Here is a 17,506-nt window from a genome sequence, read left to right as displayed (position 1 = left end):
TCTCCTTACGATTTCTGGAACATGGCGAGCATGCGCCGTGTCACAAGGAAGCCGCCGAAGATGTTGACGGCACACATCAGCACGCCCAGCGCGGCCAGAAGCGTGATGAGCAGGCTCGACGACCCGATCTGGATCAGCGCGCCGAGGATCACGATGGACGAGATCGCATTGGTCACCGCCATCAGCGGCGTGTGCAGGCTGTGCGAGACATTCCAGATCACCTGGAACCCGATGAAGACCGACAGCACGAACACGATGAAATGCTGCATGAAGCTCGGCGGCGTCACCAGACCGGCGGCAAGGATCAGCGCCCCGCCGATCGCCAGAAGCGTGACCTGCTGCTTGGTCTGCGCCTTGAAGGCCGCCGTTTCCTGCGCGCGGCGCTCCTCCGGCGTCAGTTCCTTGACCTTTTCCTTGGGCTTGGCGGCAGCGATGGCCGCAACCTTGGGCGGCGGCGGCGGATAGGTCACCGCGCCCGCATGAGCCACGGTCGCACCGCGGATCACGTCATCTTCCATGTTATGGGCGATCACACCATCTTTCTTCGGTGTAAGATCGGCCAGCATGTGACGGATATTGTTGGAATAAAGCGTCGATGCCTGCGCCGCCATCCGGCTCGGGAAATCGGTATAACCGACAACGGTCACGCCGTTTTCGGTCACGATCTTCTGGTCCGGCACCGTCAGGTCGCAGTTGCCGCCCCGTTCGGCGGCAAGGTCCACGATGACCGAACCGGGCTTCATCATCGCCACCATGTCCTCGGTCCACAGCTTCGGCGCGGGCCGTCCGGGGATCAGGGCGGTGGTGATGACGATATCCATCTCGGGCGCAAGCTCGCGGAACTTGGCAAGCTGCTTCTCGCGGAACTCGGGGGAAGAGGGCGCGGCATAGCCGCCGGTTGCGGCGCCGTCCTGCTTTTCCTCGAACTCGAGGAACACGAAACTCGCCCCCATCGATTCGATCTGCTCGGCCACTTCGGGGCGCACGTCAAAGGCATTCACGATGGCGCCAAGGCTCACGCTGGTGCCGATGGCGGCAAGACCGGCCACACCCGCCCCCACGATCAGCACCTTGGCCGGCGGCACCTTGCCCGCGGCTGTCACCTGACCGGTGAAAAAGCGGCCAAAGTTGTTGCCCGCCTCGATCACCGCGCGATAGCCCGCGATATTGGCCATCGAGGACAGCGCATCCATCTTCTGCGCGCGGCTGATGCGCGGCACCATGTCCATCGCCACCACGGTCGCGCCCTGCGCCGCCACCTGCGCCAGCAGATCCGGGTTCTGGGCAGGCCAGAAGAAGGAAATCAGCGTCTGACCGCTGCGCAGCAGGCGCGCTTCATCGGCCTCGGGTCCGCGCACCTTGACCACCACATCGGCGGTCTCGTAGAGCGCGGCGGCACTTGGCACCACTTCGACCCCGGCGGCCTGATAGACCGCATCGGAAAATCCCGCCTTCGCGCCTGCGCCCGTCTCGATCACACAGGCATGGCCCAGCTTGATCAGCTGAACCGCCGACTCGGGCGTCATCGCAACGCGATTCTCGCCCTCGAATATCTCTTTCGGTGCCCCGATCTTCACAGTATCTCCCCCGATGTTCAGCTCCGTCCCTGCGTTCCCGCAAAGGTCCGGCCCTCTATTGCGACCCAATTAGCACCGCGCAAGATTATTTCACACACTTCTCCACATTTGCGGCATTTCTATCGCAGATCGCGACATCCGCGGCCAAAGCAGGCAACCCGCACCGCGCCCTTCGCTATGGGCTAGCGGCAAATTTATTGCAAATGCAACAGCCAAAGCGGCGCTGGTCGCTTGCGCGCCGCGACAGTTTCGCCAAAGTGCCTGCAAACAGCACAAGGCCAGCCGATGACCACCGATTTTGCAGCCACCCGCGCCCTGTTCCACCTGCCCGAGGGAGTGATCTACCTTGACGGCAATTCGCTCGGCCCCCTGCCGCGCAGCGCCGCCGCCCGTGTCGCGGATTGCGTGACCAAGGAATGGGGAGAGATGCTCATCCGCGGCTGGAACGCTGCCGGCTGGATGGACCAGCCGATGAAGCAGGGCAACCGCATCGCCCGTCTGATCGGGGCAGAGCCGGACTCGGTCGTCCTTGGCGATACCCTGTCGATCAAGGTCTATCAGGCCCTTGCCGCCGCCCTCGACATGGTGCCGGGCCGCAAGGTCATCCTCTCCGACACCGGCAACTTCCCCTCCGATCTCTACATGGCCGAAGGGCTGTGCCGCACCCTCGGCCCCGACTACCGCCTTGTCACCGTCGCCCCCGAAGACGTGGCGGGGGCGATCACCGACGAGGTTGCGGTGCTGATGCTGACGCAGGTGGATTACCGCACGGGCCGCATGCACGACATGGCGGCACTCACCGCGCTTGCCCACGAAAAAGGTGCCATCGCGGTCTGGGATCTGGCCCATTCGGCAGGCGCGCTGCCGGTGGAACTTGCCGGATGCAAGGCCGACTTTGCGGTGGGCTGCACCTACAAATACCTCAACTCCGGCCCCGGCGGTCCGGCCTTCATCTATGTCGCTCCCCGCCATCAGGACAGGGCGCTGCCCGCGCTGTCGGGCTGGCTCGGCCATGCCGCGCCCTTCGCCTTCGATCTGGCCTACCGCCCCGGCGCAGGGGTCGAGCGGATGCGCGTCGGCACGCCGCCCATCCTGCAACTGGCCGCGCTCGAGGCCAGTCTCGACATCTGGGACACCGTCGACATGCAGGCCCTGCGCGCGCGTTCCGTCGCGCTTTGCGAGGCCTTCATCGCCGGGGTCGAGGCCACCTGCCCCGATCTGGCCCTCGCCTCCCCCCGCGATGCCACGCAGCGCGGCAGTCAGGTCAGCTTCCGCCACCCCGAAGGCTATGCCATCATGCAGGCGCTGATCGCCCAAGGTGTGATCGGCGACTTCCGCGCGCCCGACATCCTGCGCTTCGGCTTCACCCCGCTCTACACCTCCGATGCCGATGTCGAGGGGGCGGTCGCCATCCTTGCCAAGATCATGGCCAGCGGCAGCTGGGACCGGCCCGAATTCAAGGCCCGCGCCAAGGTGACCTGACCCGAGCTGCCGATTCCCGCCCCCTTCGCGACCAAATCACGCTTGCGCGAGGCGGGGCGTGATTGGGCAAGTCTTTGCGCAGGGGCTTTGACGTCTCTTGCCACCTCGGCTAGGCTCGATCACACGGCGCACGGGGTTTTCGGGCCTCTGCTTCTACAGTCAACGGGAATTCCAAATGTCAGCTTTTGCACTCCGGGCCTTGCTCGCCTTCACCGTCTCGGCGGGTCTGGCGGCCTGTGTGCCGACCACGACCACCTCGACGGCCTCCACCACGGCAACACCTGCCCCGGCATCGGTGCCGCAAGAAGGCATCTATCTGGCCACCTCCGACAATGGCATCGCCATTCCGGCCATCGACACCGCCAAGGTGCCCGCGCAATTCCAGCGCCAGATCGTGGATTTCCCCTCTACCGAAGCGCCCGGCACCGTCATCATCAATCCGGCGACCAAGCATCTCTATTTCATCACCGGCAACAACAAGGCGATCCGCTACGGTATTTCCGTCGGCGCGGCAGGCTTTGAATGGTCCGGTCAGGCGCTTGTCACCAACCGCCGCCAATGGCCCACATGGACCCCGCCGAAAGAAATGATCGAACGTAAGCCCGAGCTTGCGAAATGGGAAAAGGGCCAGCCCGGCGGGCCGACCAACCCGCTTGGCGCGCGCGCGCTCTATCTGACGACGAATGGTGTCGATTACGGCTACCGCATCCACGGCACGCCTGACTGGTGGTCGATCGGCAAGAACGCCTCCTCCGGCTGTATCCGCATGATCAATCAGGACGTGATGGACCTCTACAACCGCGTGCCGGACGGGGCCAAGGTCATCGTGCTGACCGCCAAGGGCGAGATGCCACAGGGCCTGAAACTGCCGCCGCCTGCTCCCAAGAAGAAAAAACCGGCCGAAGCGCCTGCCCCTGCGGTCGCCAGCGCCGCCGATGCCGCAACGCTTCCCGCCCCCGCCGCTGATACCGCGCCGCTGGCCGGCCCGATGTCGACCGCACCGGCAGACACCACCACCGGCACAGCGCAGCCCACTCCGGTCGTCGCACCGCTGACGCCCCCCGTTACGCCCTCGGCCACCCCGACCGCGCCGAGCGTGACACCCGGCACGACACCGGCCCTGACCACGCCGCTTGCGCCCGCCGTCACCGCCCCGACGCTGCCGACACCGCCGGCCACAACGCCCACCGCTGTGACCCCCGGCGCCACCGCGCCGACCACCGCAACGACGGGCGTCACACCGCCCACGACGGCCACGCCGCCCGCGGCAACACCCCCCGCCGCTCCTGCATCCTGCGCCGTGCCGCTGGTCAACGGGCTCTGCCCGCAGAATTAGGCCCGCAAAACCAGGCCCGCAGCCTTGCCGGCCTGATCGGGACCTTCGCCCAACAAAAACGCGCGCATCCCCCGATGCGCGCGTTTTCCTTTACCGGAAGGGAAGGTCAGGCCAACCAGCGGTCATAATCGCTGACCAGAAGATGCGTCGGCGCCACGTCTTCCTCGATCTCGGCAAAGCGCCCGATCGGCTCCACGAAGATATTGTCGGTCAGATCGTCATTCACCGTGGAGACTTCGCCGATCAGCACATCGCCGCCCTCGCCCCAGAACGCATGCCAGTCGCCCGGCATCAACGTCACGCTCTCGCCGGGTGCCAGCTTCAGCTTGTCGCCGGGGCCATAGGCGCGCTCGATCCCGTCGCACCGCACCACGCCGCCACGGTCGCGGGCAAAACGGCCCTGATCGTCGCTGCCGTAAAGCTCGATCACCAGCGTGGCCCCGCCGCGGTTGATGATATCCTCGGCCTTGATGACATGGGTATGCATCGGCGAAAGCTGGTCCTGACGCGAAATCAGCAGCTTTTCGGCATAGCACATGCCGCCCCCGCGCTGGAGGTCCGCCAGATCGCCATTGCGCAAGGTGAACAGGAACAGCCCCATCTCGTCAAACCGGCCCTGCCCGTAATCGGTGATGTCCCATCCCATGCGCGATCCGATGATGCGCCCCGCCTGCGCCTTCTGCGCGCGGAACTGCTCGGGCGTCCAATAGGCAAAGGGCGGCAGCACAAAGCCATACTGGCGGATCATCTCGTCCGCCGCCGCCATGATCTCGTTGATCCGGCTGCGCGTCATGGAATGGGGGGTCGGTTGGGTCACGGCATCCTCCTCGGGCTCTGGCGGCGAGTATACCGCCCCCGTTAGCGCAAACAAGCGCTCAGGCGCTGCGCGCCAGCGCGGGCCGCCGCCCCGCCGCCCATTCCGCCGCCGCGCGGCCAAAGGCGGTGAACAGGGGGCGCGACACCGGATCGCCCGCCGCGTTCCATTCGGGGTGCCACTGCACCGAAAGCGTGAACCCCGGCGCGCCCTGCACATAGATCGCCTCGGGGGTGCCATCCGGCGCGGTGCCGTCGATCACGATGCGCGCACCGGGGCGGTTGATGCCCTGCCCGTGCAGGGTATTGGTCATCACCTCCTCGGCCCCCATCAGATGATGGAACACCCCGCCGGGGGTAAAGCGCACCGGATGGCGCAGGGCAAACTTCTCCTCCAGCGTGCCATCGGGCGGCATGCGGTGGTTCATCCGCCCCGGCAGATCGCGGATTTCGGGGAAAAGCGTTCCCCCCATCGCCACATTCACCTCCTGAAAGCCGCGGCAAATCCCCAAGATCGGTTGCCCGCGTTCGATGCATGCGCGCACCAGCGGCAGGGTGATCGCATCGCGGCAACGGTCAAAGCTGCCATGCGCGGGCGTCTCGTCCTCGCCATATTCGCTCGGGTGGACATTGGGCCGCCCGCCCGTCAGCAGGAAGGCATCGCAAAGCTCCAGCAGTTCGGCTACCGACACAAGGCGCGGATCGGACGGGATGATCAGCGGCAGGCAGCCCGCAACCTCGGCCACCGCTTCGGAATTCATCGTGCCACCGGCATGCACGGGATAGCTCTCGTTGAGCAGGCTCATGTTGCCGATGATGCCGACCACAGGGCGGCGCACAGAGGGATGGGACATGGACAAGCCACCACAGTCATTTTGCATGCCCCCAGAATAGGCACAAAGACCGCGCGGGCCAAGTCCGCACCCGCGCACAGACGAGGCGCAGCGCCACCGGCGCAAAAAACAGGCAGCGCCGCACCCGCGCAAGGCAGAATGCCCGCCGCCCAGAGCGTCAAGCGACGGTTGTTCGCAGAAAAATCGTCTGCCTCAGCCTGCGGCGATCACCTTCGCCGCCGCGTCCAGCGCCCCCGCCCCGTGCGGAATGTCCAGCGCGATCAGCCCCGCCTCCATCACCGCCAGCGCGCCCAGCGTCATATGCGCATTGACATGCCCCATATGCGCCACCCGCAAAAAGCCGTGCCATTCCGGATCGCCGGGCGGAGCCATCCCGAGCCCGATGCCGAGCGTCACCCCCGCCTGCGCCTCGGTCCACTGGCGCAGGCGCGTGGCATCCGGCGCGCCCAGACGCGCCGCTGTCACCGCGCGCGAGCGATGCGCGGGGTCGGCCACATTCAGCCCGATCCGCGGATGCCCCGCGCCCCATGCCTCGAAGGCGGCCCAGACCGTGCGGGCCAGCACCTCGTGGCGCGCCCAGACCTGCGCCATGCCCTCTTCATGCAACATGTTCAGCGCCTCGCGCAAACCGTAAAGGTGATGCGTCGGCGCGGTTCCGGCCCAATACTGCCAGAACTCCTCCGGCTCGGCCCGCTTGCGCCAATCCCAATAGGGCGTGCGCAGATCGGCCTGCGCCCCCACCGCCCGCGCCTTTTCCGAAAACCAGACAAAGCTCATGCCCGGCGGGGTCATCAGACCCTTCTGGCTCGCCGCGACGGTCAGATCGACGCCCCAGTCATCCATGCGGTATTCATCACATCCCAGCGAGGCGATGCAATCCACACAGAGCAGCGCCGGATGCCCCGCCGCATCGATCGCCGCGCGCAAGGCGGCAATATCGGTGCGCACCGAGCTTGACGTGTCGACATGCGTCGTCAGCACCGCCTTGATCCGGCCCGCCCCGTCGGCCCGGAGCCGCGCCTCCACCCGCGCCATATCGACCGGGGCCGAGGTGCCGAAGTCCATCACCTCCACCTCGACACCCATCGCCCGCGCGCTTTCCGCCCAGCCAAGGCCAAAGCGCCCCGTGGCCAGCACCAGCGCCAGATCGCCCCTGCTGAACAGATTGGCATTCGCCGCCTCCCACGCGGCATGGCCATTGCCGATATAGGCCGCGACATGCTGCGTGGTGCCCGCCACCGCGCGCAGATCGGGCCACATCTCCACCACCATCTCGGTCAGATCACCCGCATAGATATTGGGGGCCGCGCGGTGCATCGCATTCAGCACCCGGTCCGGCATCACCGATGGCCCCGGAATCGCAAGATAGCCGCGACCGCGCGACAGGTCGGGCCGCACGGCTGCAGGCCGCGCGTCAGGCTGTGGCCGGGTCGAACCAAAGGACTTCACATCCATCATCAGGCGCCTTCTCGATAAAGCATTCGGCACATGGCTAGGCCCGCGCAGGCGCAAGGTCAATCGCCTGCGCGCTCATTTGCGGGGTGCCATTGCGGCGGCGGGGGGTTTGGCATTACATCACGCTCATGACAGCGCAAGACCCACAGTCGCCGCCCTCACCCAACCCGCCCCCGCCCGCACCCGCCGCCGGAGACGGGGCGCTCGCCCGCTGGTTCTGGCACAGCTACCTGCGCGGCCAGAGCGGGCGTCTGCTGACCGCCTTCGGCATCATGGTGATCGAAGGCAGCACCCTCGGCGCGCTCTCCTATATGCTACAACCGCTGTTCGACCGCGTCTTCGGCAGCGGCAGCAGCAGCGGGCTCTGGCTTGTTGGCGCGGCCATCTTCGGCCTCTTCGCGCTGCGGGCGATCACCTCTCTCGCCTCCAAGACCCTGCTCGCCAGCATCTCGCAGCGCGTCGCCGCGACCATGCAAAGCCAGTTGCTCGCCCATCTCCTGCGGCTCGACATGCGCTTTTTTCAGGACAATTCCCCCGGCGCGCTGATCGAGCGGGTGCAGGGCGACACCATGGCCGTGCAAGGCATCTGGATCTCGCTCGTGGCGGGCATCGGGCGCGATGTGGTGGCGCTCATCGGCCTCTTTGCCGTCGCCCTCAGCATCGATCCGTGGTGGACGCTCGCCGCCATCATCGGAACCCCGCTCCTGATCCTGCCCGCCGCCATCCTGCGCCGCTATCTGCGCCGCAAGGCGATCATGCTGCGCGATCAGGCCGGATTGCGCGCGACCCGCCTCGACGAGATCTTCCACGGCATACAGGCCGTGAAACTCAACCGGATGGAGGCGCATCAAAGCGCCCGTTTCGATGCCATCCTGTCGCGCATCGTCACCGCCGAGACCAAGGCCGCCTTCGGCCGCGCGGTGCTGCCCTCGCTGGTCGATGTGATCACCGGCCTCGGCTTTCTGGCCGTGCTGGTGCTGGGCGGGCGCGAGGTGGCTGCCGGCACCCGCACCACCGGCGAATTCATGGCCTTCTTTTCCGCAATGGTGCTGACCTTCCAGCCGATCCGGCGCCTCGGCGACATGGCGGGCCTGTGGCAGATCGGTGCGGCCAGCCTGCAACGCATCGCAAACCTCTTTGCGATGTCACCCTCGCACAGACGTCCGGCCAGCGGCTTGCGCCCGACCAATCTGCCCCCCCGGCTCCGCTTCGAGGATGTGCATTTCGGCTATGGCGACCAGCCCGTTCTGCAAGGGCTCTCCTTCACCGCCGAGGCAGGGCAACTCACCGCCCTTGTTGGGCCTTCGGGGGCGGGCAAATCCACCGTGTTCCACCTGCTCACCGGCCTCTCCGATCCGGCGCGGGGCCAGATCGAGATAGACGGGATCGCCACCACCGACATGACGCTGCCCGACCAGCGCGCCCTGTTCTCCGCCGTCTCGCAAGATGCGGCGCTGTTCGATGAAAGCCTGCGCGACAATCTGGCCTTGGGCCAGACGGGCATTGACGAGGCGCAGATGACGCGCGCGCTCGCCACGGCACAGGCCAGCACCTTTGTCGCGGCGCTGCCAAACGGGATCGACACCGCCGCAGGTCCGCGCGGCTCCAACCTCTCGGGCGGGCAACGCCAGCGCATCGCCATCGCGCGGGCGCTGCTGCGCGACACGCCTGTGCTCCTGCTCGACGAGGCAACCTCGGCACTCGACGCCGCCTCCGAATCCGCGCTTGCCACCGCGATGAACGCCGCCGCCGCCGGACGCACGACGGTCGTGATCGCCCACCGCCTCGCCACCGTGCGCCACGCCCACCGCATCATCGTGATGGACCAGGGCCGCGCGGTCGAAACCGGCACCCATGACGAACTGCTGGCCCAAGGCGGGCTTTATGCCAGCCTGCATGCCCTGCAATTCAAGGATCAGGACAAGACGCCATGACCAGCCCGCATCCTCAGGCGCCCCACGCCGGCGAACCCGCCGCAGATCGCCATATCCTGCAGGTCACGGGGGCCGACCGCTTCAGCTTTTTGCAAGGGCTCATCAGCAATGACATCCTGCCGCTGGAGCGCGCGCCGGGCATCCTCTGGGCGGCGCTGCTGACCGCGCAGGGCAAATACCTGTCCGACTTCTTCGTGATCCGCGCGCAAGGGGAAGAGCGTCTGCTGCTCGACATCTCCTCGGCCCTCGCCGCCGACACCGCCCGCCGCCTGATGATGTATCGCCTGCGCGCCGATGCGCAGATCACCGAGGCACCCGTGGCGGTGGCGCGCGGCCTTGGCACCGCGCCATCGGGTGCCTTTGCCGATCCGCGCCACCCCGCCTTGGGCTGGCGTGCCTATGGCCTGCCGCAAACCATGCCCCCCGCCCAGCCGATCGACTGGGACAGCATCCGCGTCGCCCATTGCATTCCCGAAAGCGGCATCGAACTGGTCCCGAACGAAAGCTACCTGCTGGAATCGGGCTTCGAGCGGCTGAACGGCGTCGATTTCCGCAAGGGCTGCTATGTGGGCCAAGAGGTCACCGCCCGCATGAAACACAAGACCGAGCTGAAAAAGGGTCTGGTCACATTGGCCATCGACGGGGCCGCCCCCGTCGGCACGCCGATCCTGTCAGGCGAGAAAGAGGCCGGCACCCTCTTTACCCAGGCGGGCGGCAAGGCGATCGCCTATCTGCGCTTTGACCGCATGCAAGACATGACGGCAGGCACGGCGCGGCTCTCGCCGCTCAGCTGATACCGCGGACCTGCTGCTCCTAGTATGACCGGCGCGATCCTTCCCGCGCAAGTTCGGCGGCGCACGGAACCCGCGCTGCCGACCATTGCTCCAAAGCTGCAGCCGAATATTCGCAGGAAACTCGCCCCGCTCAGGCGCGTTCGGAATATTCCATGAATTCGGTATGCACGATGATCTCTTCATCCTGCGCGACAAAGGGCGGGATCATGATGCGCACGCCATTGTCAAGGATCGCGGGCTTGAAGCTGTTGGCCGCCGTCTGGCCCTTCACCACCGGCTCCGTCTCCACCACGCGGCATTTCACCTTCTGCGGCAGAGTCACCGCCAGCGCCTCGTCGCCGTAATACCGGATCGTCGCCGTCATCCCGTCCTGCAGGAACGGCCGCCGGTCGCCCAGCAGGTCGGCATCCAGCTCGATCTTCTCATAGGTTTCCGAATCCATGAACACCAGCCGCCCGTCGGTTTCATACAGGAACTGCTGGTCCTTGTTCTCCAGCCGCACCTCCTCGACCTTGTCTTCCGAGCGGAACCGCTCGTTCAGCTTGCGCCCGTCACGCAGGTTCTTCAGCTCCACCTGCGCAAAAGCGCCGCCCTTGCCGGGCTTTACATGGTTTGCCTTCACCGCGGCCCAGAGCCCGCCGTCATGTTCCAGCACCATTCCCGGCTTGATCTCGTTTCCATTGATTTTCGGCATTTGTGGCAAAACCTTGACAAAAGGTTGAAGTCGGAAGGGCACCACCTATATCTGGGCAGTCCCACGCGGGCAAGCCGACTAAATACAGTATACCCCTGCGTCAGCCATGCGCCAAATGCATGACAGGATTGCAAAACGGGTGATGCCGAATCGCTTTGAAACGTTTAGGTTCGCCCGACGTCAGAAAAGACAAGAGCAAGAATAAGGACTGCCATCATGACAGGTTTCGTTGACAGCACCGCTTTCAATTACGAACAAGGTCAGCGCGCACGCAAGCTTTTTGCGGCCGTTGTGCTTGCTGCGCTGGACGATGCCATCGCAGATGACAAAAAATACGGCAACGGCCCCGAACAGATCGCCCGCTGGGCACGCTCGCGCGACGGGCGCGAGGTTCTGTCTTGCGCCGGAATCGACCCCAACGAACGCGTTGTCAAAGGACTGATGGAATTCGTCTCCAAAGGCGTGCGCACCTCGGTCGCGCTCAGCCGCGAAGAATCCGAACGCCGCAACGCGCTGGAATCGGAAATGGGCGAAGCCGCCTGATCCTTCCCCGCGCGGGGGCTTGCCCGAGCGCAAAACAAAACGCGCCCCAAACGGGGCGCGTTTTGTTTTTGCCGACCTCTTCGCGCGGCCTATTCGAACTCGCGCAAGGCCAGCGCCCGCGCAATTTCCGCCCGCACCAGTTTGCGCACATTGCGGGTAATCCGCTCGCCCAAAGTGCCCGACAACTCCTCGCGGATCAGGTCACGCACCAGATCGCGGAGCACCTCTTCGTCAAACCGCAGGCCCGCGCCGTCACCCGCCGCCTCGGCGGCGTAAAGGCTGGCAATCACATCTTCCTCGGCGTCCTGCGCAAGATCGGCGCGCACCGCTGCCTCGGCGGCATCTGCCCAGGCGCCGTCATCCATCGGCGCATCTTTCGGGGCGGCGGCAATGCCCTGCCCCGCCGCAACCGGACGGGCCACAGCAGGCTCCGCCTCTACCGGCCAGACCTGCGGATCGCCAAAGGGAGATTCCCATTCTTCCTCGGCCACAGCCGCGCCAAGCCGGGCGACCACATCCTCCACCGGCCACTCCGCCTGCATCACGGGCGCCGCCCCGTGTTGCTCCGCCGCGCCCGCCCCGGCGGCCACGGGAGCGGCCCCCTCGCCCTCTGGCGGCGCGACCACCCGCAGCGCGGGCGTCAAAAGCAGCTTGCCCGCCGCCTCCTGCTCCGCCGTCACAGCAGCGGCCACCGCCGCCTCGGCCGCGCGCGCAGGCCGAAGATCCTCCGACACCAGACGCCGGATCGACGACAGAACATCCTCGATCTCATGATTGCTCATCGGTTCCGACATGACACTCCTGCCCGTAATCCTGCCGCTCTTCCGGCTTGCCGTGCCGCGCCATTCCCTGCGCCGCCTGCCGGTTCAACAGACAGTGTAAACCCGCAAGGGCCGCAGCACAAGAAATTGGCACGGGCAGCGCCAGCGCTTTTGCACAAATGGCCCGAAAACCGCGCCTATTTCAGCTTTTCCAGAATCCGGTCAAGCTTCTTGCCCTGCGCGGAATGGACCGGCGCGGATTTCACGGCATTGTAATAGGCCGCCGGATCATAGGTCGGGATGCCCAGCTTCAGATGCTCGACCGACAGCAGGCCCATCGTGGCCAACACGCGGTAAACCCCCAGATAGCGCTGCGCCTCGGCCTGGATCCGCGTCACCCGCGCATCCAGCAGTTCCTGCTCGGCGTTCAGCACGTCCAGCGTGGTGCGCGCGCCCAGATTGGCCTCTTCCCGCACCCCGTCAAACGCGGTCTGCGCCGCGCGGATCTGGCGGTCGCCCGCCTGCACCTGCGCATTGGCAATCGTCAGCCCGGCCCATGCATTGCCCACACCTTCGGCAATCTGCACCCCGGCCTGCGCCAGATCGGCTCGCGCCCCGTCACGCTGCGCAATCGACTGGCGCAAGAGCGATGCCTGCGCGCCGCCCGAATAGACCCGCTGGTTCAGCGACAGGCCAAAGCTCTGGCTTTCCGCCCCCGCGTCATTGATCCCCACGCCGGCCCGCGCCGAAACCGTCGGCTTGAAACCGGCCTTCTGCAACTCGACGCCCAGTTCGTTGATCGTCACCCGCCGCTGCGCGCCCAGGATCGCAGGATGCGTGCGCAGCGCCACCGTGCGCGCAGCCTCCATCGAGGCAGGCAGGCTGGGCGAGGCAGGCAGCCGCGCCAGAGTGCGCGGATAGGCCCCGGTCGCGGCCTTGTAGGCTTCGCGCGCGACCATCAGGTTGCCCTCGGCTGCGGCCAGACCCGCCCGCGCCGCCGCCAGACGCGCCTCGGCGATCGACACATCGGTGCGGGTGATCTCGCCCACTTCGAACCTGTCCTGCGCGGCGCGCAATTCCTGCGTCACCAGCCGCACGTTCGACTCGCGCAAGGCCAGCAATTGCTGGTTCACCTGCACATCGACATAGGCCTCGACCGCCGCGAACAGCACATCCTGTTCCACGCTGCGCAGCAATTCGCGGGTGGCCAGCACGCTTTCCTTGGCAATCTCGATCCGGATCGCCCGCCGCCCGAAGTCAAGCAGCGTCAACTGCGCCGAAAGGTCAAAGGTCGTGCGGATTCCGTCGGTGAAACGGCCGCTCGCGGTTTGCTGGCTGCGCGAATAGCCGCTGTTGATCGCGAAATCCACGATGGGCCGCAACGTGGCCATCGCCTGCGCCACATCCTCATCCGCCGCCCGCAGGGTCGCCGCCTGCTTGTCCAGCAGGTTCGAATTGCGATAGGCCGCGATAAAGGCATCGGTCAGCGTCTCGGCCTGTGCCATCGGGGCCGCCAGAACACTGACCGCCACCGCCGCTGCTGCAAAAAATCCACGCATACCCTGACTGCTCCAATCCGATTTCCCGGCTTATACGCGCGGGATCTGTTTATTTGTCGCCGGGCAGACGCAATCAGAGTGAGAAAGCGCGCGCCTTGGCGAACCCCGGCAATACCGGTGCCGAGGCATTGAAAACAAAGCGCCAGCTCACCTGCCCGCCCGATTTGAAGCCAACGCGCACAATGCCCAAGGCCCCTTCCACAAAAATGGCGGCAATGCGCCCGCCATCTTTCAACTGGTCAATCAGGGCCTGCGGAATCTCTTCCACACCGCCTTGCACCGTAATCACATCATAGGGGCCATGCTTGGGCGCGCCCACCGCCAAGGGGGCCACGATCACCGCCGCATTGTCGACCGAAGCTTGCGAAAGCAGGCTCTGCGCCTCTGCCGCCAGCGCCTCGTCCTCCTCGACCGCGACCACCGCATCGGCCAGCCGTGCCAGAACGGCGGCCGAATATCCAAGCCCGCATCCCAGATCCAGCACCATCTCCCCCGGCTGTATATCCAGCGCATCCAGCATCTTGGCCAGGGTGCGCGGCTCCAGAACGGTGCGGTCCGCCCGCAGCACCAGGTTTTCGCCCATATAGGCCGCCTCGCGCAACTCGCGCGGAACGAAGGTTTCCCGCGGCACGGTCAGCATCGCATCGATGATGGGGAACTTGGTCACATCCGAAGGTCGCACCTGGGTGTCAACCATCATCACGCGGCGGGCAGAGAAATCGGTCATCGGCTGAACTCACGGGTCTAGATAGGCTGCCCTATCCTCTTGCCACATCTCCCCGGCGGGGGCAACGGGACAGACGGGCGGCGCTTCGCCCCGGCCTCCGATTTTTCGCGCGCTGCGTCCCTTGCGCCGCAATCGCGCGCAGCGTCTCAGGGCGCAACCCGTTGCAACGAAGGCGCAATCACCGCAAACCCGGCCTCCGCCGCCTCGGAAAGCTCGAATGTGCACAGCGATCCCAGCGCCACCGCACGGCAGGGTCCGGTGTCCCCGTCGATCCAGTCCAGCGGGTTCAGGAACCAGACCGCGCCGCCATCCCCCTCGAGATCCTCGAAAAACACCGTGGAGATTTCGCTCGCCAGCGTGCCATCGCCCAGATCGGCAAAATAAGGCACCTCCACCGCCCAGCCCTGCGGCACCGTGGCGACCAGACCGGTCTGCGGATCGGAATAGGCACATTCCGCCTCGGCGCAGCGCAGGGCGACCCCGCCCTCGATCACCAGCACCGGCACCACCACCTCGGCCATCCGGGCGCTCACCTCCACCTCGGCTTCATAGAGTTCCGCCTCGGTAAAGCCCGACAGCAGATAGCGCCCCGGCTCCAGCAGCACCTCCCAGGCACCCTCCACCGGTTCCTGCGTCATCACCATCGCGTCGAACACATCCGCATCCTCGGGCAGGTCCAGCGGCACCGCCGACCACGAAACCGGCCCCGCCGCCGTGCCGTCCTCCGACGCGGCAGCCGTCACGCGCAGTTTCACCGGCTCGGCCTCTGCCGCCACCGCCAGCAGCGCCAGCGCGGCAAACACCGCGCCGCCCAGCCTAAAGCCCAAGAGGCCCAAGCCGCTCCGCCCAATCGCCCCGTTCCACATCTGCTCGGCCCCGACCCCACGCACGCATTCGCCGCCAGACTGCGGCCCCGCCACAGATTCGACAACCCCGCGCAAATCGCGCCGCGCTGCCGCCTGCACCTTTTCCGGATACTCCCGCCCGAGGCATCCGCCACCGGCAGCAGCGCAAGGGTCAGACCAGCCGCAGCCCCCGCGGTTCCGCCTCGCGCCGAAGCGCCCGCCGCGCCATGCCGGCGATGTCCGCCGCCTGCAGCCCCGCCCACTCATACATCTGCGCAGGCGATGCCTGATCGATGAAGCGGTCCGGCAGCACCATGGTGCGGATCGCGCGGCCCCGCTCCAGCAGACCCGCCCCCGCCAAATAATGCAACACCAAGGCACCAAAGCCCCCCGTGCTGCCCTGCTCCACCGTGATGATCGCCTGATGCCCCTCGACCAGCGCGTCGATCAGCGCATGATCCAGCGGTTTGGCAAAGCGGGCATCCGCCACCGTCACCGAAAGGCCCTCCGCCTCCAGCAGATCGGCCGCCGCCTGCACCTCGCCCAAGTGCGCCCCGAAAGACAGCAGCGCCACCTCGCGCCCCTGCCGCAGCACGCGGCCCTTGCCGATCTCCAGCACCTGCCCGCGCTCGGGCATCTCCACCCCCAACCCCTCGCCGCGCGGATAGCGGAAGGCAATCGGCCCCGCGTCATGCTGGGCGGCGGTGGCGATCATGTGGCACAACTCGGCCTCGTCCCCCGCCGCCATCACGGTCATGTTGGGCAGGTTCGCCAGAAAGGCCACATCGAAGGCCCCCGCATGGGTCGCCCCGTCCTGCCCGACCAGCCCCGCGCGGTCGATGGCAAAGCGCACCGGCAGGTTCTGCAAGGCCACATCATGCACGATCTGGTCATAGCCGCGCTGCAGGAAACTGGAATAGATCGCGCAGAACGGCCGCATCCCGCTGGCGGCAAGGCCAGCGGCAAAGGTCACCCCGTGCTGCTCGGCGATGCCCACATCGAAGACCCGCGCCGGAAAGCGCCGCGCCATCACGTCAAGCCCCGTGCCCCCCGGCATCGCGGCGGTGATCCCCACGATACGCGGATCGCGCGCGGCCTCTTCGGTCAGCCGCTGGCCGAACACGCTCGTATAACTCGGCGCGTTCGACTTGGCCTTCACCTGCGCGCCGGTCGCCACGTCGAACTTCGCCACCCCGTGATACTTGTCATCCGCCCCCTCGGCGGGGGCATAGCCCTTGCCCTTCACCGTCACCGCATGGATCAGCACCGGCCCCGTCGCCCGCGCCCGCGCCGCGCGCAAGGTCGCCAGCAGTTGCGGCACGTCATGCCCGTCCACCGGACCGATGTAGGTAAAGCCGAACTCCTCGAACAGGGTGCCGCCCCCCGGCATCCCCGTCACCATCTGCCGCGCCCGCCGCGCACCTTCACGCATCGGCCCCGGCAGATGCGCCTCCACCCCTTCGGCCACCGCCTTCAGCGTGGCCAGCGGCCCCTTGGCGGCAATGTCGTTGAGGTACCGCTGCAGCGCGCCCACAGGCGGCGCAATGCTCATGTCATTGTCGTTGAGGATGACGAACATCCGGCTTTTCAGGTGGCCTGCATGGTTCATCGCCTCATAGGCCATGCCCGCCGTGATCGCGCCATCGCCGATCACCGCAATGGTATCGCCGACCGGCATCCCCATCTCGCGCCCCACGGCAAAGCCAAGCGCCGCACTGATCGAGGTGCTGGAATGCGCCGCGCCGAACGGGTCAAACTCCGACTCCGCCCGCTTGGTAAAGCCCGAAAGCCCCCCCGCCTGCCGCAAGGTCAGCATCCTGTCCCGCCGCCCGGTCAATATCTTGTGCGGATAGCACTGGTGGCCGACATCCCAGATCAGCTTGTCCAGAGGCGTGTTGAACACCGCATGGATGGCCACCGTCAATTCGACCACACCAAGGGACGAGCCAAGGTGCCCACCCGTCCGGCTGACCACCTCGATGGTTTCGCGCCGCAACTCGTCGGCCAGCGCGGTCAGTTCCGCATCGCTCAGCGCCTTCAGATCGGCGGGGCCGGACACCCTGTCCAGGGTCGGGGTGTGAATACCGTGTGCGCTCATGGGTGCGTCCTCCAAAGCGATGGGCCCCGATCCG

General features: G+C 66.5%; 15 protein-coding genes. 5 read left to right on the top strand and 10 right to left on the bottom strand.

Going from position 1 to position 17,506, the window contains the following annotated elements; translation table 11 throughout:
• Positions 1-5: 5 nt before the first annotated feature.
• Entirely contained in the window at positions 6-1,577 is a 1,572-nt protein-coding gene (locus G3572_RS00800; protein ID WP_164608776.1) for a Re/Si-specific NAD(P)(+) transhydrogenase subunit alpha, read from the bottom strand.
• Between the two features lie 285 nt (positions 1,578-1,862).
• Here G3572_RS00800 and kynU point away from each other — a divergent pair, with 285 nt between their 5' ends.
• Together kynU and G3572_RS00790 are read left to right on the top strand one after the other, a co-directional pair.
• Positions 1,863-3,059 carry a kynureninase gene (gene kynU, locus G3572_RS00795; RefSeq protein WP_164608775.1) on the top strand — a complete coding sequence of 399 codons (1,197 nt, stop codon included), beginning with the start codon at positions 1,863-1,865 and terminating at the stop codon, positions 3,057-3,059.
• A 175-nt stretch (positions 3,060-3,234) separates the two neighbouring features.
• Complete coding sequence (locus G3572_RS00790) at positions 3,235-4,395, top strand: L,D-transpeptidase (RefSeq protein WP_164608774.1); 1,161 nt, start codon at positions 3,235-3,237, stop codon at positions 4,393-4,395.
• A gap of 106 nt (positions 4,396-4,501) precedes the next feature.
• Here the strand turns inward: G3572_RS00790 and G3572_RS00785 are convergent, their stop codons facing one another.
• From G3572_RS00785 to G3572_RS00775, 3 genes are all read right to left on the bottom strand, one after another.
• Positions 4,502-5,188 carry a D-lyxose/D-mannose family sugar isomerase gene (locus G3572_RS00785; RefSeq protein WP_164609864.1) on the bottom strand — a complete coding sequence of 229 codons (687 nt, stop codon included), beginning with the start codon at positions 5,186-5,188 and terminating at the stop codon, positions 4,502-4,504.
• Between the two features lie 82 nt (positions 5,189-5,270).
• Positions 5,271-6,047, bottom strand: a complete 777-nt coding sequence (locus G3572_RS00780; RefSeq protein WP_435530956.1) for a gamma-glutamyl-gamma-aminobutyrate hydrolase family protein — start codon at positions 6,045-6,047, stop codon at positions 5,271-5,273.
• A gap of 207 nt (positions 6,048-6,254) precedes the next feature.
• On the bottom strand, positions 6,255-7,403 hold the full coding sequence (locus G3572_RS00775) for a pyridoxal-phosphate-dependent aminotransferase family protein (RefSeq protein ID WP_240335421.1): 1,149 nt from the start codon (positions 7,401-7,403) through the stop codon (positions 6,255-6,257).
• A gap of 242 nt (positions 7,404-7,645) precedes the next feature.
• Between G3572_RS00775 and G3572_RS00770 the strand changes: the two genes are divergently transcribed.
• Positions 7,646-9,451 carry an ABC transporter ATP-binding protein gene (locus G3572_RS00770; protein ID WP_164608772.1) on the top strand — a complete coding sequence of 602 codons (1,806 nt, stop codon included), beginning with the start codon at positions 7,646-7,648 and terminating at the stop codon, positions 9,449-9,451.
• Entirely contained in the window at positions 9,448-10,245 is a 798-nt protein-coding gene (gene ygfZ / locus G3572_RS00765) for a CAF17-like 4Fe-4S cluster assembly/insertion protein YgfZ (protein ID WP_164608771.1), read from the top strand. The genes G3572_RS00770 and ygfZ overlap by 4 nt, the downstream gene beginning before the upstream one ends.
• Before the next feature lie 130 nt (positions 10,246-10,375).
• On the opposite strand, the gene efp is transcribed toward ygfZ, so the two are convergent.
• Entirely contained in the window at positions 10,376-10,939 is a 564-nt protein-coding gene (gene efp / locus G3572_RS00760; RefSeq protein ID WP_164608770.1) for an elongation factor P, read from the bottom strand.
• 216 nt (positions 10,940-11,155) lie between these two features.
• On the opposite strand from efp, the gene G3572_RS00755 reads away from it, so the two are divergent.
• Positions 11,156-11,482: a DUF6280 family protein gene (locus G3572_RS00755; protein ID WP_164608769.1), complete on the top strand. Its 327-nt coding sequence runs from the start codon at positions 11,156-11,158 to the stop codon at positions 11,480-11,482.
• An 89-nt stretch (positions 11,483-11,571) separates the two neighbouring features.
• Here the strand turns inward: G3572_RS00755 and G3572_RS00750 are convergent, their stop codons facing one another.
• From G3572_RS00750 to dxs, 5 genes are all read right to left on the bottom strand, one after another.
• On the bottom strand, positions 11,572-12,276 hold the full coding sequence (locus G3572_RS00750; RefSeq protein ID WP_164608768.1) for a hypothetical protein: 705 nt from the start codon (positions 12,274-12,276) through the stop codon (positions 11,572-11,574).
• A gap of 164 nt (positions 12,277-12,440) precedes the next feature.
• Positions 12,441-13,802, bottom strand: coding sequence for a TolC family outer membrane protein (locus tag G3572_RS00745; protein ID WP_164608767.1), 1,362 nt, complete (start codon positions 13,800-13,802; stop codon positions 12,441-12,443).
• A gap of 73 nt (positions 13,803-13,875) precedes the next feature.
• On the bottom strand, positions 13,876-14,529 hold the full coding sequence (locus tag G3572_RS00740) for a protein-L-isoaspartate O-methyltransferase family protein (RefSeq protein ID WP_164608766.1): 654 nt from the start codon (positions 14,527-14,529) through the stop codon (positions 13,876-13,878).
• A gap of 146 nt (positions 14,530-14,675) precedes the next feature.
• The gene (locus tag G3572_RS00735; protein ID WP_164608765.1) at positions 14,676-15,494 is read right to left on the bottom strand and encodes a hypothetical protein; all 819 of its coding nucleotides are present in this window, start codon (positions 15,492-15,494) and stop codon (positions 14,676-14,678) included.
• A 52-nt stretch (positions 15,495-15,546) separates the two neighbouring features.
• Complete coding sequence (gene dxs, locus G3572_RS00730) at positions 15,547-17,472, bottom strand: 1-deoxy-D-xylulose-5-phosphate synthase (RefSeq protein WP_164608764.1); 1,926 nt, start codon at positions 17,470-17,472, stop codon at positions 15,547-15,549.
• Positions 17,473-17,506 lie beyond the last annotated feature (34 nt).

The organism is Pseudotabrizicola algicola (assembly GCF_010915705.1).
Lineage (GTDB): Bacteria > Pseudomonadota > Alphaproteobacteria > Rhodobacterales > Rhodobacteraceae > Pseudotabrizicola > Pseudotabrizicola algicola.
The sequence above is the reverse complement of the archived record's forward strand: the minus strand, read 5'-3'. Positions and strand labels throughout refer to the sequence as shown.

What these genes read in the sequence shown, in the direction of transcription:
- ygfZ (WP_164608771.1), top strand. Translation starts at nt 9,448, where the DNA reads ATGACCAGCCCGCATCCTCAGGCGCCCCACGCCGGCGAACCCGCCGCA.
- G3572_RS00750 (WP_164608768.1), bottom strand. Translation starts at nt 12,276, where the DNA reads ATGTCGGAACCGATGAGCAATCATGAGATCGAGGATGTTCTGTCGTCG.
- dxs (WP_164608764.1), bottom strand. Translation starts at nt 17,472, where the DNA reads ATGAGCGCACACGGTATTCACACCCCGACCCTGGACAGGGTGTCCGGC.
- G3572_RS00775 (WP_240335421.1), bottom strand. Translation starts at nt 7,403, where the DNA reads ATGCCGGACCGGGTGCTGAATGCGATGCACCGCGCGGCCCCCAATATC.
- kynU (WP_164608775.1), top strand. Translation starts at nt 1,863, where the DNA reads ATGACCACCGATTTTGCAGCCACCCGCGCCCTGTTCCACCTGCCCGAG.
- G3572_RS00790 (WP_164608774.1), top strand. Translation starts at nt 3,235, where the DNA reads ATGTCAGCTTTTGCACTCCGGGCCTTGCTCGCCTTCACCGTCTCGGCG.
- G3572_RS00745 (WP_164608767.1), bottom strand. Translation starts at nt 13,802, where the DNA reads ATGCGTGGATTTTTTGCAGCAGCGGCGGTGGCGGTCAGTGTTCTGGCG.
- G3572_RS00740 (WP_164608766.1), bottom strand. Translation starts at nt 14,529, where the DNA reads ATGACCGATTTCTCTGCCCGCCGCGTGATGATGGTTGACACCCAGGTG.
- efp (WP_164608770.1), bottom strand. Translation starts at nt 10,939, where the DNA reads ATGCCGAAAATCAATGGAAACGAGATCAAGCCGGGAATGGTGCTGGAA.
- G3572_RS00770 (WP_164608772.1), top strand. Translation starts at nt 7,646, where the DNA reads ATGACAGCGCAAGACCCACAGTCGCCGCCCTCACCCAACCCGCCCCCG.
- G3572_RS00755 (WP_164608769.1), top strand. Translation starts at nt 11,156, where the DNA reads ATGACAGGTTTCGTTGACAGCACCGCTTTCAATTACGAACAAGGTCAG.
- G3572_RS00785 (WP_164609864.1), bottom strand. Translation starts at nt 5,188, where the DNA reads ATGACGCGCAGCCGGATCAACGAGATCATGGCGGCGGCGGACGAGATG.